The sequence below is a fragment of the Bifidobacterium sp. ESL0825 genome (assembly GCF_052606465.1).
Genome location: NZ_CP199589.1, coordinates 224,983 through 241,387 on the forward strand (window position 1 = coordinate 224,983; position 16,405 = coordinate 241,387).

A 16,405-nucleotide genomic window follows, 5' to 3' on the forward strand; every position below is an offset into this window, starting at 1 on the left:
TGTGAAGCAGAAGCACTCCGGGCTGGCGGCGCTGGCCGACGACGACTTCTCCGTCATGGAGGCCATCGGCGGATGGCGGGGGATCGTCGAGTCCCTGCTGCCGGGGCTGGTATTTCTGGTTTTCTTCCTGGCCACCGGCCGTCTGGGGCTGACCGTGGCGGTTTCGGCGGCCCTGGCCGTTGTGCAGCTCCTGATTCGCCTGGTCCAGCGGCAGTCCTTTCTGGGTGCGCTGACCGGTCTGCTCTCGGTGGGCATCTGCCTGGTGGCCGCATGGCTGACCCGGGATGCCCGCAATTATTATCTGCCAGGATTTCTGACCAACGGATTCTGGATCATCGTTCTCGGGGCCTCGCTGCTGGCACGGACGCCCGGCATCGGCCTGCTGGTGGAGTACCTGCGCCGGCCTGTGGTCTCCGGGTGGAGGCAGTGGCTGGACTCCTGGCGCAGTGAACCGGACCTGGTCCGGGCCTACACCCAGGCCACCCTGGTCTGGATCGCCGTCTTCGCGCTGCGCCTGCTGGTTCAGGTGCCGCTCTACCTGGCCGGTTCCGTTGGGTTTCTGGGCGCTGCACGCCTGATTCTGGGCCTGCCCCTGTTTGCCCTGGGCATCTGGATCAGCTGGCTGCTGATCGGCGGGCCCTACCATCGTCGCCAGGCTGACCAGGTTCAGGCTGACCAGGAGGTTCATGCCGATCATGACTGAGACCAGGGTTCGTCTGCGCATCGAACGCTATGCCGACCAGGGCCGTTGCGTAAGCCACCTGGAGGACGGCCGGGTGGTCTTCGTCCGTTTCGCCCTGCCCGGGGAGCTGGTGGAGGTCCTCCTGGACGAGCCTCACGGCCGGGCCGGCAGGTTCGCCACGGGCGAGGTCACCAAGGTGCTGGAGGCCAGCCCTGATCGCCGCCAACCCGCCTGGCCCCTGGCTGGACCCTTGGCCTGGGGCGGCGGCCTTGGCGGGGCCGATCTGATACACGTCAGCCTGCCCGGGCAGCTAGCTTGGAAGGCCGATCTGATCGGTCAGCAGATGGCCCGTCTGGGCGGGGTGGACGTCCAGGTGCCGGTGGGCCGGGTACCGGGCGATGAAGAGCTGGGCGGCCTGCACTGGAGGACCCGAATCGAGCTGGTGGCCGACGATCAGGGCCGCCCCTCCATGCGTCGGCGGGGATCGCATGACCGCCTGCCGATTCAGACCATGCCCCTGGCCACCCAGGAGCTGCTGGATCAGGCTGACGAACTGGGCATCTGGGAGGGCGGCCTGCCCGCCGGTGCCCGCATACGCCTGGCCGTGCCCCAGCCGCGCGACGGGGGACCGGTCGGCGACAACTTCGCGCTGCTGGTGGATGGACGCCTGAGCCAGGGGAGCCGCCTGCTGACAGAGCGGCTGGAGGCCGGAGGAGGGCCTGAATACCAGGTCCGGGCCGACGGATTCTGGCAGGTCCACCGTCAGGCACCGGTCGTGCTGACCAAGGCGGTCCTGGACCAGGCCAGGCAGGCCCTGGACGGGGTTGCCGAACCGGTCATCTGGGACCTCTACAGCGGATCAGGGCTCTTCACCCTGCCGCTGGCCGCTCTGGCCGACGGACGGGCCCGGCTCCTGGCCGTGGAGGGATCCGCTGGAGCCATTGCCAGCGCGAAACACAACGTGAAGCAGGCCGGCCTGGACCGGGTGGTACTGCGTCGAGGGGACGTGGCTAAGGTCCTGGCTGGCGGTGCGCCCAAGGGGCTGGGCCATCCCGACCTGATCCTGCTGGATCCGCCCAGGGCCGGCGCCAAGGCCCGAGTCTGCCGACTGCTGGCTGCCAGCGGGGCGGGGACCATCATCTATGTGGCCTGCGATCCGACCAGCCTGGCCAGGGATACGGCCACCCTGATCTCCCTGGGCTACAGCCCCAAGCACCTTGAGGCCTTTGACATCTACCCGATGACCCACCACGTGGAGACCGTGGCGGTCTTCACCCGCACGGCGGGAAGGCAGCGCTGACATGAGCCGTGCCGGGCGGGTCTTGGCAGTGGTCAGGCGGCTGGCTGGTCTGCTGCTGGCGGTCGCCCTGCTGGCAGGCCTGGCCATGCTGACCGGCTGCGCCCCCAAGGACAGGGCCGTGGGCGACTCCTGGCATGAGGGCACCGTGCCCCACGACGGCGTGGATCGCTCTGACACGCTCGTGGCTTTGATTGGCTGCCCGCAGGAGGGCGGCAAGGACCCGGATGCCGGTCTGGACAGCCGCATCCTGGCATCCTTGAAGGCGGAGCGGATGAAGGGCTATTTCTCCTCAGCGCAGTCCACCAGCGATCAGCAGGATGGCGTGCAGGATGCCGTCAACCGCGGGGTCAGCCTGATTCTGATCCGCCGGCCCGGAGCCGGCGACTGGACCCCAGCCCTCAAAGCAGCCCGGAAGGCGGGCATCCCTGTGGTAGAGTTCGCTCAAAGCGCCAAGGCTTGGACCCCTGACCCGGGTAGGCTCTACTATGCGGCTACGGTCCACCCGGTGGATCCTGCCGGGAATCCACATGCGCCCCTGCTGGCCGACGCCTTGCAGACCATTGTGGACGACGGACCGCATGCCAGGATCATGGCCGTGCGCCTGAGCGCCGACTGAGAGGGGGGCCAAGGATGAGCACAACGGCGGACACAGGCTTTCCGGAGACCGACCGGCCGGGGCTGAGCCCCCAGGAGGTGGAGCGGCTGAAGGCCCAGGGCCTGGTCAACGTCTCCCAGGACCAAACCTCCCGCAGCCTGGGCCAGATCATCCGCGACAACGTCTTCACCCTCTTCAACGGAATCATCCTGACCGCCATGGTGGTGGTCCTGCTGACCGGGCAGTGGAAGGACGCGGTCTTCGGCCTGATCATCATCATCAACACCGGCATCGGCGTGGCCACCGAGCTCAAGGCCAAGCACACCCTGGACGGGCTGTCCATCCTGGTGGCCTCCGACTATACGGTGCGCAGGGATGGGCGCAACCTGACCGTGCCCCACGATGCCATCGTCAAGGGGGACCTGCTCTGGATCCGTTCCGGGGACCAGGTGCCTGCCGACGCGCAGATCATCGACACCTACGGCCTGGAGCTGGACGAGTCCATGCTGACCGGCGAATCGCGCACGGTCAAGCACAAGCCGGGGGACCAGGTCTACTCGGGCTCCACGGCCGTCTCGGGCATGGCCCTGGCCCAGGTGACTGCCGTGGGCGCCGACTCCTACGCCGCCATGCTGACGGCCAAGGCCAAGGTCTACAAGAAGGTCCGCTCCGACCTGAACGAGGGCATCAACACCATCCTAAAGGTCATGACCATAGTGGTCATCCCCCTCTGCCTGCTGCTCATCTTCACGCAGATGCGGACCGTGGGCGGCTTCCAGACTGCCCTGGCCACCGGAGCCTGGCGGCAGGCCGTGGTATCTGCCGTGGCCGGGGTCGTGGGCATGATCCCCGAGGGTCTGGTCCTCTTGACCTCCCTGAACTTCGCCCTGGCCGCCATCCGCCTGGCCCGGCATCAAACGTTGGTCCAGCAGATGGAGTCCGTGGAGACCCTGGCCCGGGTGGATGCCCTGAACCTGGACAAGACCGGCACCATCACCGACGGGGGCATCGTCTACGACGACCTGCACCCGCTGGCCGAGGATCTGCCGGCCCAGCAGCTGCGGCAGGCCCTGGTGGACGTCTGCGCGGAGGAGAGCCCCAACGCCACCGGACGGGCCATCCTCAAGGGGATGGACGACCTGTACCCGGGCAGGGCCGTCAGCCGCCTGCCCTTTTCTTCGGCCCGCAAGTGGAGCGCCGTGGCCGACCAGTCCGGAAGAATCTGGTACTTCGGCGCCCCGGAGGTGCTCCTGGCATCCCAGGCGGGCAGCTGGGCACAGGTGGACCGGCAGGTGGCCGACCTGGCCGACCACGGCTACCGGGTGCTGATGCTGGCCGCCCCCGACGGGTACCCGGGCACCGACCAGCCTGACTACTTCACCAGCAGCCCCGACCTGCCCGGGAACCTGAAGCCCCTGGCCCTGATCACCTGCTCGGAGCACATCCGCGACGACGCTGCCGAGACCCTGGCCTGGTTCCGCCAGCAGGGCGTGCGCTGCCGGGTCATCTCGGGCGACAACCCGGCCACGGTGGCGGCCATCGCCGCCAAGGTGGGCCTGACCGGCGACCGGGCCCCCAGGGCCATGGATGCCCGCCAGCTGCCCGAGGACACGGCAGCCCTGGCCGAGGTGCTGGAGGACGTGGACGTGCTGGGCCGGGTCCTGCCCGACCAGAAGAAGGCCATCGTCCAGGCCCTGCACCTGAAGGGTCACACGGTGGCCATGACCGGCGACGGGGTCAACGACTCCCTGGCCCTGAAGGAGGCGGACCTGGGCATCGCCATGGGCAATGCGGCGGCCGCCACCAAGGCCGTGGCCCAGCTGGTCCTGGTGGATTCGCGCTTCTCCCACCTGCCCGACGTGGTGGCCCGTGGCCGGCAGGTCATGGCCAACATGGAGCGTGTGGCCGGCCTCTTCCTGGTCAAAACCGTGTACTCGGCCCTGATCTCCCTGGGCGTGGTTCTGACCGGCATCCCCTTCCCCTACCTGCCCCGGCACATCACCTACATCGGCGCCCTGACCATCGGCACCCCGGCCTTCTTCCTGGCGCTGGCCCCCAACACCAGGCGCTACCGGCCCGGCTTCCTCAAGCGTGTGGTCGCCTTCGCCCTGCCCTCGGGCATCGCCACGGCCTTGATTGTGCTGGCGGCGGCCTGGAGCCTGCCCGGCCTGCTGGGTCTGGACCTGGCCCGGCCCGGCGACCTGGGGCGCTGGCGGTCGGTCTGCGCCATCGTCCTCTTCTGCATGGGCGTGCTGGTCCTGACCCAGGTGGCCCGGCCCCTGCGCTCCTGGAGGGGCCTGCTGGTCCTCTGCTTCGCCGCAGCCGGGGTGATTGGGGCCCTGATCCCCATGGTGGCGCGGTTCTTCGCCATCAGCCTGCCCACTGGTCCGGCCCTGGCCGCCACCGTGGCCTTCGCCCTGGCGGGAGCCCTGCTCATGGTCCTGGCCGTCCTGGGCTATCCGGCATGCGCACGTTACATCCGCCAGGTAACACATGGGCGCTAAGAATGAACCTCACAAGCACAGATAAGCGTCACTGACGGCCTGGGGTCCTCCCGCCGCCGGTCCACATGGGCGCCAGGGCAGGGCCCGAGCGTCCAAGGAAGGGGTGGTGCATGTCAGAATCCGCACAAGATGCCGGTCGCTCCAAGCTCAAGGTGGGCTCCGAGGAGTTCGAATACTACCGGATCAGCGACCTGCCGGGCATCGACCACCTGCCCTACAGCCTGCGCATCCTGGCCGAGAATCTGCTGCGGCACCAGAACGGGACCACGGTGACCCGGGACCAGCTGGACCAGCTGCTGGACTGGGACCCCAAGGCCCAGCCCGACAGGGAGATCCAGTACAGCCCGGCCCGGGTGCTCATGCAGGACTTCACCGGTGTGCCCTGCATGGTCGACCTGGCCACCATGCGCGATGCTGTAAAAGCCCTGGGCGACGACCCCTCCCTGGTCAACCCGCTCATCCCCGCGCAGATGGTCATCGACCACTCCGTCCAGGTGGACAGCTCGGGCGTGCCCGGCGCCCTGGAACACAACATGGACATGGAATACCGGCGCAACAGTGAACGCTACCGCTTCCTGCGCTGGAGCCAGCAGGCCTTCCAGAACTTCCGCGTGGTGCCCCCGGGCACTGGGATCATCCACCAGGTCAACCTGGAGTACCTGGCCCAGGTGGTCATGCGCAGGGACAGGACCCAAGGGGAGGGGCCGGCCCTGGTCTATCCCGACTCCTGCGTGGGCACCGACTCCCACACCACCATGGTCAACGGCCTGGGCGTGCTGGGCTGGGGCGTGGGCGGCATCGAGGCCGAGGCGGCCATGTTGGGCCAGCCCATCTCCATGCTGGTGCCTCAGGTCCTGGGCTTCAAGCTGACCGGATTCATTCCCGAAGGTGTCACCGCCACCGACGTGGTGCTGACCGTGACCCAGATGCTGCGCGAGGTGGGCGTGGTGGGCCGGTTCGTGGAGTTCCACGGCAAGGGCCTGGCCCAGGTCCCCCTGGCCAACCGGGCCACCCTGGGCAACATGAGCCCCGAGTTCGGCTCCACCTGCGCCATCTTCCCCATCGACCGAATCACCCTGGACTACCTGCGTCTGACCGGCCGCAGCGACGACCATGTGCGCCTGGTGGAGGCCTATGCCAAGGCCAACGGGCTGTGGATGGACCCGGAGGATGCCGACTGCCCCGAACCCGAATATTCGCAGGTGCTGGAGCTGGATCTGTCCACGGTGCGGCCGTCCATTGCCGGCCCCCGCCGGCCCCAGGACCGCATCCTGCTGGACCAGGCCCAGCAGACCTTCCATCGGGACCTGAAGGATTACAGCGACCAGGACAGGGACAGCGACGGCCAGGCTGTGCCCGTCAAGAAGGCCGACGGCAGCGAGTTCAGCCTGCGGGACGGGGATGTGGTCATCGCGGCCATCACCTCATGCACCAACACCTCCAACCCCTCGGTCATGGTGGCCGCCGGTCTGCTGGCCCGCCAGGCGCGCGCCCGGGGCCTCAAGCCCAAGCCCTGGGTCAAGACCTCGCTGGCTCCAGGCTCCCAGGTGGTGACGGACTACCTGAACAGGACCGGCCTGAGCAAGGACCTGGACGCCCTGGGCTTCGAGCTGGTCGGCTACGGCTGCACCACCTGCATCGGCAACTCCGGCCCCCTGGACCCGGCCATCCACCAGGCCATCGCCGATCATGACCTGACGGTGACGGCCGTGCTCTCGGGCAACAGGAACTTCGAGGGGCGCATCAGCCCGGATGTGAAGATGAACTACCTGGCCTCGCCGCCCCTGGTGGTGGCCTACGCCCTGGCGGGCAGCATGGACTTCGACCCCTGGCACGACCCCCTGGGCCGGGACAGCCAGGGCCAGCCGGTCATGCTGGCGGACATCTGGCCCTCCCAGGAGGCCATCGAGTCAGTGGTGGGCACCGCGCTGGACCGGGACATGTACCTGCGCGACTATGCGGACGTCTTCGGCGGGGATGATCGCTGGCGGAAGCTGGAGGTGCCGGAGGGCGAGCTCTTCCACTGGGATCAGGATTCCACCTACATCCGCCGCCAGACCTTCTTCGATGGCATGAAGGCCCAGCCCGACCCCCTGGAGGACATACACGGGGCCCGGGTGCTGGCCCTGCTGGGGGATTCGGTCACCACCGACCACATCTCGCCCGCAGGGGCCATCAAGGCCGACGCGCCGGCCGGCCGCTACCTGCAGGAGCACGGCATAGCCCCCAGGGACTTCAACTCCTACGGCTCCCGGCGCGGCAACCATGAGGTCATGGTCCGGGGCACCTTCGGCAACATCCGCCTGCGCAACCAGCTGCTGGCCTCGGCGGGGCTGGATGTGCGCCCGGGAGGGTTCACCTACGACTTCCTGAACGGCCAGGAGACGACCATCTTCGAGGCGGCGCAGGACTATGCCAGGCAGGGCACGCCCCTGGTGATACTGGCCGGCAACGAGTATGGCACGGGTTCCTCCAGGGACTGGGCGGCCAAGGGAACCCGGATGCTGGGTGTGCGGGCCGTCATAGCCAGATCCTTTGAGCGCATCCACCGCAGCAACCTGATCGGCATGGGCGTGCTGCCGCTGGAGTTCCCAGCGGGTCAGTCGGCCCAGAGCCTGGGGTTGGACGGCCAGGAGACCTACGACCTGGTTGGCGTCGATGAGCTCAACAGCTCCCTGCCTGAGCAGGTCCAGGTGCGGGCCCAGCGGCCCGACGGCAGCAGGGTGGAGTTCGCGGCCAAGGTGCGCATCGACACCCCTGGCGAGGCCGAGTACTACCGCAACGGCGGCATCCTGCAGTACGTACTGCGTGGGCTGCTGTCCAGGGCCGGCCAGGAGGCCTGAAGATACAAAAAATCCCCGTCCCAATGCCAGGGGCGGGGATTTTCTTTTTGTCAGTTGCGGTCGCCGACCAGATTCAGGATGTAGAGGAAGAGGTTGACGAAGTCCAGGTAGAGGTTGAGGGCGCAGAGGATGGAGACCCGCTTGATGGCCTCCGGCCCCTGGCTGCGGTAGGTGGCGAAGATGGCCCTGGTCTGCTGGGCGTCATACATGGTCAGTCCGGCGAAGAGGATGATGCCGATGGCCGAGACCACGCGCAGGGCCGTGTTGGAGGGGGCCACGAAGAGCATGACCACCTCGACCAGAATCAGCATGAGCAGGCCGGCCATGAAGATGGACCCCATGCCCAGCATGTTGCGCCGTGTGGTCAGCGCCAGCATGCTGAGGACGAAGAAGAAGCCTGCGGTGATCACCAGGGTCAGCATGATGGAGGGCAGGGAGTAGGTCATGAAGATGGTGCTCAGGGTGAAGCCCATCAGGGCCGCATAGAGGTAGAACATGACCCGGGCGGTGGAGGTGCGCATGCGCATGACCCGGAAGCTCAGAATCATGGCGAAGGCCACCTGGACCACGGCCATGCCGATCCACCCCAGGGTGCCCGTGGCCTGCATGAAGGCCAGGAGCAGTCCGGTCCGGGCGGTCAGATAGGCCGTCAGGGCGGTGACCAGCAGGCCGACGGCCATCTCCGCATAGGCGCGGGACATGGAGACCCGTTCCGCCTTTTCAAAGCTGTATGCTGCGTTGGTGTCGATGGGCGAGCCCATGCCGTAGGGCTCACCACCCTGCATGGTCGGCATCGGCTGCTGTGTGTACTGACCGTATGGGGCCTGCGGCCGCGGATTCCCGTTGAAAGCCATCTGCTCCTCCTTGTCTTCCCGCCTATGGCGGATGGTCGTCTTATTCAAGTCTACATGGCCGATTTGGCGGTATAAAGGGTGTTTGCTCTGGCTGGAATCAGGTGGGGGTGGCCGCCATGGCGGGGTGGTTGCATGCCCGTATCCCGCCGTGGCGGTTGCCCCCTCTCCTGATGTGCCGTCCAGACTTTGCAGGCTGGGCGGAGTGTGGTGGGGGCGCGGGAGGAAAGTGTCGGCTCTCTTGGGGATGAGCCTTGATTGGCACGTTTCCTCCCTGCTCCCCCTGTATGGGGCCGGGGGCGGGGGGATTGATACGCCGCCCGGCCGCTCTTACTCGTGCGAAGCGTGCAATAGTCGGCGTGTTTCCTGCCGGTGGCGGCGCGAGGCGAGGACCCCGCCCATGCCGGTCATGCCGGTGGCCAGGGCGAGCAGGATGCCCTGCCCGCCTGCCTGGGGGAGCACGCCTGCGGGCAGGTACGTGTACCTCAAGGAGGTGTCTGGCGTTTGGGGTGCGCCGCCCAGCGTGTAGTCCACGCTGACGGTGACCGTGCCCGGCTGGTGTGCGGGCGTGAGCACGGTCACGCTGCTGCCATCGCCGCGCGTTAGGTTCGTGCCGGCATTGCTGTCGAATCTGACGCCGGTGATCACCAGCTGCAGGTTGAACACCACCGGCACAGGAATATTCGAGTCCTTGGTGGTGTCGTTGCCGAGCTGGCCATTGCCGTTGGCACCCCAGGTGTAGGCGTTTCCGTCACTGCCCAGGGCCAGCGAATAATATTCTCCGGCGCTGAGCTGTACGGCCTTTAGCCCCTTGCTCGTATCGGTGGGGTTGGCGGGGTTGCGCACGCGTACAGGAACGGACGAATCTCTGGTGGTGGTGTTGCCGAGCTGGCCATAGTTGTTCCATCCCCATGCGTAGGTGTATCCGTCGCTGCCCAGGGCCAGTGAATGATTGAATCCGGCGATAATCTGTGCGGCTTGCAGTCCTTTGCTCGTATCGTTGGTCTTGGCGGGGTTGCGCACGCGCACAGGAACAGTCGAATTGCTGTAGCTCTTGTTGCCGAGCTGGCCATAGTTGTTGTATCCCCATGCGTAGGCATACCCGTCGCTGCCCATGGCCAGCGAATGATCGCCTCCGCCGTTGACCTGTACGTAGGTAAAATCCGCAGGTGCGTTTGTAGGTTTCCTCACTTTGACTGGCGTAGTCCTGTCGGTTTTCGTCCCGTCGCCGAGCTGGCCATCGCTGTTCAATCCCCATGCGTAGGCGTTCCCGGCGCTGCTTAGAGCCAGCGAATGCTGCCATCCGGCGCTGACTTGCACGTAGGTGAGGCCTGTAGGTTTCCCTACTTTGACCGGCGTAGTCCTTTGAGTGGTTGTCCCGTCACCGAGCTTGCCATAGGTGTTGCTTCCCCATGCGTAGGCGTTGCCGTCGCTGCCCAGGGCTAGCGAATGATCGTCTCCTGCGCTGATCTGTACGTAGGTGAGGCCTGTAGGTTTCCCTACTTTGACCGGCGTAGTCCTTTGAGTGGTTGTCCCGTCGCCGAGCTGGCCAGAGCTGTTCAATCCCCATGCGTAGGCGTTCCCGTCGCTGCCCACGGCCAGCGAACAATCCCATCCGGCACTGACCTGCACGTAGGTGAAATCCGCAGGTGCGTTTGTAGGTTTCCTCACTTTGACTGGCGTAGTCCTGTCGGTTTTCGTCCCGTCGCCGAGCTGGCCATAGTAGTTGTTTCCCCATGCGTAGGCGTTCCCGTCGCTGCCCACAGCCAAGGAAAAACTGTTGTTGGAACTTTTTCCTCCGCTGATCTGGTTGAACCTGATGCCCCGGCTTGTGTCGGGCGGGGTGATGGTGGTGGATTCCCTGCCTAGCTGGCTGCCCTTGTCCGGGCTGATGCTCCACGTGCTGTTCGGTGTCCACTTGGCCGTCAGGGTCAGGTCCTTGTCGACGGGCTTGCTGAAATCGTATGCGACCTCCCCGATGAACCATCCGTCGAACAGATATCCTTCGCGCGTCGGGTCGGGTGAGGGCCGTTTCGCCTTCCCGTTTATGGTGGAAAAACTCTGGTCTTCTGGTTCTGGTTTTCCTCCGCCCGTGTCGAAGTGGACCGTGAGCGTGGATCGTGGTTCGGCGGCTCGTGTCAGCGGCTGGTCGACCGTGTAGTTGAGGTTTCTGGTGAAGGGCTGGCCGTCCTGCCTGCCGGTGATCGTGATGGCGGCTGGTCCCGGCTTGTGGGCGGGCATCTGCGCCTGCCATGAGTCGTTGTTCCTGGTGAGTTTGAGCGGCTGGCCGTCCAGGCTGGCTGTTTCCAGGATGGGCGCCTGTGTGGTGTCGAGCCGTGCTGGCTCGCCGTGCTGGCCCTGCCCGTCCAGGCTCCACCTGTATAGGCTGCCCTGCCTGCTGATGGCGGTGACCCTGCTGCCGATGCTCGCAGCCTGCACGTATGACTGATTCCCGTTGTCCGCGCGCTTGGGTGCTTCACCGGGCTTCCAGGTCCAGACATGGTCGTCCTTGCCGACGATCATGGTCTGGTCCCTGTTGGCGGTGATCCTGCTGATATGTGCGCTGTCCGGCAGACTGACCGGGGTCATGCTGGCAGTGTTGCCAGCCAGGTACCAGGCCTGCCCGTCCGTGTCCAGGAGGATGAACCCCTGGCTGAGAGCCTGGGCTTGAATGATGCGCATGTCCGGGTCCCGCTTGATACGTTCGGGTTCGGCTTTCCTGGTGTTGTTTGCGTCCCAGGTCCAGGCCTGCCCGTCCGCGTCCACGATGAGAGTCTGGCTGCCGGAAGCGACGGCGAGGACGGCCTGCTCCTGCCCGGGCAGGCTGGTTGCGGCCTGCTTTGTGAATTTCAGGTTCAGACCCTGACTGTCGGCATCGCTGGCCTGATAGGTGTGGATTTGTCCCTGCTGGTTCACGGCAAGCAGCCGGTCATCGTTCATGCTGATGCTGGTAAATTGGATGTTCCCATCGGAGTTAAGGATGGTGGGTGTGGGCTGTTGGCTGTTCCAGGCGTAGATCTTCTGGTCGGATCCGAGCGCCGCCTGCGATCGGCTGCCGGCTGCGGCCTGCAGGTAGTGGAACCCGTCGGGAGCCTGGACGGGAGAAAGTACCTGTTTAGGTGTGCTGTCCTGCGTCCAGGTGTAGATGCGACCGTCGCCGGTCAGACCGACAAACCGGTCTCCTGCGGCTTGGATGCTGATGTAGTAGGGTTCTTGCGGGCTGGGTGGGCTGATGGTCAGCCGTGCGCCGGAGGCGGGTCCGTGGTCCGGGCTCAGCCGCCAGTCCGTGGTCTTGATCCACTTGGCTTTCAGGGTCGAGTCCTGGAGGATTGGGATTTGGAAGTCGAAAGGCTGGCCATCATGAGTCCACCCGCCGAATAAGAAGCCCTCGCGCACAGGATTCCGTTGCGGGGGAGCGGCGAGAGTCCCGGTTTTCACAGTTGATTGTGTTGGCTTGCTGCCGTCGGCCGGGTCGAAGCGCACTGTATGCGAAGTCTTATCATCTGTCTTATCGGATGGTTCGGTTGAAGCGGATTCTGCACTGCCGGTAGCATCCGTCGGCGATGACGGGGTGCCAGGGCTCGGTGTTGTGGAGCTTAATGGAGTAGATGTTTGTATCGGTGAGGGTGATGGCAGTGGAGTGTTGGTGGCGTTGCTGGGGAGAGTGCCGGGGGTTTGCTCAGCTACGCGAGGGGTCTGACGACCCCCCCCCCCGGTGAGTATGGGAGCGTCCGCCTGGGCGGATGCGACGCCCAGACCCGCCAGCAGGCTGATCAGGACGGTCATCATCGCCATGATGCGACGCAGACGGGAAACCACATGCATGAAACCAAAACCCCTTCACCAAACACCAAGCGGGATCAAAACCGCTTGTCTAATAAAGTTCTTTCTGTCGGAAAGCCGTGCTGTCTGTCAATGCCAGCCCTGCATCGGATTACAGGAGCCATGGCGTAAACCAGCCGTCTTCTCGACATCCCCCGCTTTTCACCCTACCACCCGATTTGCAGACAACACACATACGCTAGAGCCAGCCGTCCGAAGACAACGAGTTAGGCAGCTGACGTTACGGAATTATGCCAGGACGGGGAGAACAGGCGGCGGCCAGGCTTGTCCGGGTGGTAAGCCCTGTTGCCTGCCCTGCTGTGTTCATCTCCCTTCCTGGGCGGAAACAAGAGAGGTCTGCCTGTATCCCCACAGGCGGAAGTGTGGTGGGGGCGCGGGAGGGAAGTGTCGGCTCTCTTGGGGTTTGAGCCTTCAGTGACACGTTTCCTCCCTGCTCCCCCTATGTAGGGCCGGGGACGGGGGGATTGATACGCCGCCCGGCCGCTCTTACTCGTGCGAAGCGTGAAGCAATTGGTGTGTTTCCCTGCGGTGGCGTCGGGATGCCAGGACCCCGCCCATGCCGGTCATGCCGGTGGCCAGGGCGAGCAGGATGCCCTCCCCTCCGGCTCGGGGGAGCACGCCTGCAGGCAGGTACGTGTACTTGAGGGAGGTGTCGGTCAGCGTGCTTCCTGCGCCGCCCAGCGTGTAGTCCACACTGACGGTAACCGTGCCCGGCGCGTGTGCGGGCGTTGTCACGGTGACGCTGCCGCCGTCGCCGCGCGTCAGGCCTGACACGGGGGTCTGGTCGAACCTGACGCCGGTGATCACCGGCATCAGGTTGAACGACACCGGCACAGGGGTCAGACTTCGACTTCCTGCATTGGGATTGCCGAGCTGGCCGTACTGGTTGTCTCCCCATGCTTTGGCGACTCCATCCGTGCCTACTGCCAGCGAATTCTGCCATCCTGCGCTTATTTGCACAGGGTTCAGCCAGGGTTCGGCTGAGCTTGTGGACTGCGCGGACGCTAGCACCTTCACCGGGGAATGCCGGTCACTGGTGGTGTTGTCGCCGAGCTGACCATAGTCGTTGCGTCCCCATGCCCAGGCGTTCCCCTCCTTGTCAAGTGCAAGCGAATGATAGAATCCGGCGCTGATTTGCGTGGCAGCCACTGTGCCTGCGTCCTTAGGGTATTGCACTCGCACGGGGACAGGATCTCCGGTGGTGGTGCCGTTGCCGAGCTCACCATGGCCGTTGTATCCCCATGCCCAGGTGTTCCCGTCTTCGTCGATGGCCAGTGCATGCCAGCCGCCGGCGCTCACCTGGACGGCCTTCAGCCAGGGGCCTGCTGCGGCTGTGGACTTGCCGGTGGCGAACACGCGGCTGGGGGTGGGGTGGAAGATGTTGGTGCTGGCACCGTCGCTGGTGTTGTTGCCGAGCTGGCCGTTGGCGTTGTAGCCCCATGTGTACACGTACCCGTCCTGGCCGAGGGCCATGTCGAAGGACCAGCTGGTGCTGATCTGCACGGCGTGGAGGACGCCGCTCGCATCCGAAGGATCCTTGACCGTTATGGGCACGGTCTGCGGGCTGGAGCAGTCATAGCCCCATCCTTTGTTTATGCTGCCCCAGGTGTATACGGTGCCGTCGGCGGCCAATGCCATGGAGTTCCAGGCTCCAGCGGCGACTTGGATGGCTTTCAGCCCTTCGCCGGTGTTGCCGGGCCCGTGCACGCGCACGGGGGTTGATGAATTGGATGTGGTGTTGTTGCCGAGCTGCCCGTGGTCGTTGAGCCCCCAGGCGTACACGTACCCGTCGCTGCCGATGGCCAGCGAATGGTAGCCGCCGGCATAGGCTTGTACGTAGGTGAAATCCTTGGGTGTGCCTGCAGGCTTCGGCACCGGGACGGGCGTGTTCCGCTGGGTGGTCGTGCCGTTGCCGAGCTGGCCGTACTTGTTGTTGCCCCAGGCGTAGGCGTTCCCGTCGCTGCCCACAGCCAGCGAATACCCCGTCAGATCAGCGATCACGTAACCTCCGCCACTGACCTGGCTGAACCTGATGCCTCGGCTGGCGCTGTCTGGCGGGGTGATGGAGGTAGTCTGATTGCCCAGCTGGCTGCCCTTATCGGGGCTGATCCTCCACATGTTGCTTGCGTTTTCTGGCGTCCAGTGGGCGGTGAGGGTGAGGTCTGTGGTGACGGGCCTGCTGAAATCGTAGGCGACCTGCCCGGTGAACCATCCGTCGAACTGGAAGCCTTCGCGCGTCGGATCAGGCGTGGGGCGCTGGACTCTGCCGTAGACCGGCTGGATGCTCTGGTCCTGTGGGGTCGGGCCTCCTCCGCTCGCGTTGAAATGGACCGTGTAGGTGGAATCCTGCTGGTCGTCTCTGGTCAGCGGCTGGTCGACCGTGTAGTCGAGGTTTCTGGTGAAAGGCTTGCCATCCTGCCTGCCGGCGATGAGGATGACGGCTTGCCCGGGCTTATGGGCGGGCATCTCCGTCTGCCAGGAACCGTCTTTCCTGCTGAGCGTCAATGCTTGCCCGTCCATGCTGGCTGATGCCAGGGTGGGGTCGGTGCTGGTGTCGAGTCTGGCTGGCTTGCCAGGCTGACCCTGCCCGTCCAGGCTCCACGCGAGCATGCTGCCCTGCCTGCTGACGGCGGTGATCCTGCCGCCGGCAGCGGCGGCCTGCACGTAGGCTTGGTTCCCGTCGTCCGCGCGGATGGGTGTCTTGCCGGGCTTCCAGGCCCAGACGTGGCCGTCGGTATCAGTGATGACGGCCTGATCCTTGTTGGCGGTGATCCGGCTGGCCTGCACGCCGTCCGGCAGGCCGGAGGCTATGGGGCTGGTTGTGCCGTCGACCAGGTACCGGGCCTGTCCCTTTGCATCCAAGAGCAGGAACCCCTGGTTGAGGGCCTGGGCCTGGACGATACGGGTTTCCGTCTGCTGCTTGATGCGTTCGGGTTTGACGCTTCCGGTCTTGCTCGTGTCCCAGGTCCAGGCTTGCCCGTCCTCGTCCACGATGAGCGCCTGGCTGGCGGAGGCGACGGCGGTGACGGCTTGCGCCTTTCCGGGCAGACTGATTGTTTCCTGTTTGTCGGGCTTCGGGCTCGTGCTCTGGCTGTCTCGGAAAGCGTGGACCTGTCCCTGCCGGTCCACCGCCAGGAGACGCTCGCCGGTCAGGCTGATACTGGTGAACCTGGTGTTTCGGCCGGTGTCAAGCATTGTGGGTGTGGCCTGCCGACTGTTCCAGGTGTAGATCCGCTGGTCGGATCCCAGGGCGGCCTGCCGGCGGCTGCCGGCTGCGGCCTGCAGGTAGCGGAACCCGTCGGGAGCCTGGGCGGGGGCGGGAACCTGCTTGGGTGTACTGTCCTGCATCCATGTGTAGATGCGGCCGTCGCCGGTCAGGCCGAGGAACTGGTCTCCTGAGGCGTGGATGCTGGCGAACTGAGGCTCCTGCAGGTTGGGCGGGCTGATGGTCAGCCGGGCGCCGGAGACGGGCCCATGATCAGGGTTCAGCGTCCAGTCCGTGGTCTTCGACCACTGGGCTTTCAGGGTCGTGTCCTGGAGGATGGGCGTCTGCAAGTCGAAAGGCTGGTTGTCGTATGTCCACCCGTCGAACCGGAAGCCCTCACGTTGAGGATTCTGCTGCGGGGGATCGGCGAGGGTGCCGGTCTTCACGGTCGCCTGGGTGGGCTTGCTGCCGTCGGCCGGGTCGAAGCGCACTGTGTGCGAAGCCTGACCATCCCTCTTTTCGGCTGGTCTGGCCTGGGCGGAGCCTGTGCTGCCGGGTGTTCCCGTCGTCGATGACGTGGTT

The 16,405-nt window shown here is 65.6% G+C and carries 8 protein-coding genes; 5 read left to right on the top strand and 3 right to left on the bottom strand.

Annotation, left to right across the window (positions count from 1 at the left end):
* Window position 1: 1 nt before the first annotated feature.
* The 5 genes from ACUIAG_RS00895 to acnA all read left to right on the top strand — a co-directional run bounded on the left by ACUIAG_RS00895 (window position 2) and on the right by acnA (window position 7,924).
* Window positions 2-703, top strand: coding sequence for a DUF3159 domain-containing protein (locus ACUIAG_RS00895; protein ID WP_445339865.1), 702 nt, complete (start codon window positions 2-4; stop codon window positions 701-703).
* On the top strand, window positions 696-1,982 hold the full coding sequence (locus ACUIAG_RS00900) for a class I SAM-dependent RNA methyltransferase (protein ID WP_445340345.1): 1,287 nt from the start codon (window positions 696-698) through the stop codon (window positions 1,980-1,982). The genes ACUIAG_RS00895 and ACUIAG_RS00900 overlap by 8 nt, the downstream gene beginning before the upstream one ends.
* 1 nt (window position 1,983) lies before the next feature.
* The gene (locus ACUIAG_RS00905) at window positions 1,984-2,598 is read left to right on the top strand and encodes a substrate-binding domain-containing protein (protein ID WP_445339866.1); all 615 of its coding nucleotides are present in this window, start codon (window positions 1,984-1,986) and stop codon (window positions 2,596-2,598) included.
* Between the two features lie 14 nt (window positions 2,599-2,612).
* Window positions 2,613-5,081: an HAD-IC family P-type ATPase gene (locus ACUIAG_RS00910; RefSeq protein WP_445339867.1), complete on the top strand. Its 2,469-nt coding sequence runs from the start codon at window positions 2,613-2,615 to the stop codon at window positions 5,079-5,081.
* A 110-nt stretch (window positions 5,082-5,191) separates the two neighbouring features.
* Window positions 5,192-7,924 (top strand): aconitate hydratase AcnA, encoded by a 2,733-nt coding sequence (acnA, locus tag ACUIAG_RS00915; RefSeq protein ID WP_445339868.1) that lies wholly within the window; start codon window positions 5,192-5,194, stop codon window positions 7,922-7,924.
* A 50-nt stretch (window positions 7,925-7,974) separates the two neighbouring features.
* Here the strand turns inward: acnA and ACUIAG_RS00920 are convergent, their stop codons facing one another.
* The 3 genes from ACUIAG_RS00920 to ACUIAG_RS00930 form a co-directional block, all read right to left on the bottom strand.
* The gene (locus tag ACUIAG_RS00920; RefSeq protein ID WP_144085540.1) at window positions 7,975-8,778 is read right to left on the bottom strand and encodes a Bax inhibitor-1/YccA family protein; all 804 of its coding nucleotides are present in this window, start codon (window positions 8,776-8,778) and stop codon (window positions 7,975-7,977) included.
* A gap of 327 nt (window positions 8,779-9,105) precedes the next feature.
* Window positions 9,106-12,600 (bottom strand): RCC1 domain-containing protein, encoded by a 3,495-nt coding sequence (locus tag ACUIAG_RS00925; RefSeq protein WP_445339869.1) that lies wholly within the window; start codon window positions 12,598-12,600, stop codon window positions 9,106-9,108.
* 504 nt (window positions 12,601-13,104) lie between these two features.
* Window positions 13,105-16,314 carry an RCC1 domain-containing protein gene (locus ACUIAG_RS00930; RefSeq protein ID WP_445339870.1) on the bottom strand — a complete coding sequence of 1,070 codons (3,210 nt, stop codon included), beginning with the start codon at window positions 16,312-16,314 and terminating at the stop codon, window positions 13,105-13,107.
* Window positions 16,315-16,405: the final 91 nt, after the last annotated feature.

Excerpts from the sequence above, each read along its gene's own strand:
- ACUIAG_RS00900 (WP_445340345.1), top strand. The coding sequence starts at position 696 with ATGACTGAGACCAGGGTTCGTCTGCGCATCGAACGCTATGCCGACCAG.
- ACUIAG_RS00905 (WP_445339866.1), top strand. The coding sequence starts at position 1,984 with ATGAGCCGTGCCGGGCGGGTCTTGGCAGTGGTCAGGCGGCTGGCTGGT.
- ACUIAG_RS00910 (WP_445339867.1), top strand. The coding sequence starts at position 2,613 with ATGAGCACAACGGCGGACACAGGCTTTCCGGAGACCGACCGGCCGGGG.
- acnA (WP_445339868.1), top strand. The coding sequence starts at position 5,192 with ATGTCAGAATCCGCACAAGATGCCGGTCGCTCCAAGCTCAAGGTGGGC.
- ACUIAG_RS00920 (WP_144085540.1), bottom strand. The coding sequence starts at position 8,778 with ATGGCTTTCAACGGGAATCCGCGGCCGCAGGCCCCATACGGTCAGTAC.
- ACUIAG_RS00925 (WP_445339869.1), bottom strand. The coding sequence starts at position 12,600 with ATGCATGTGGTTTCCCGTCTGCGTCGCATCATGGCGATGATGACCGTC.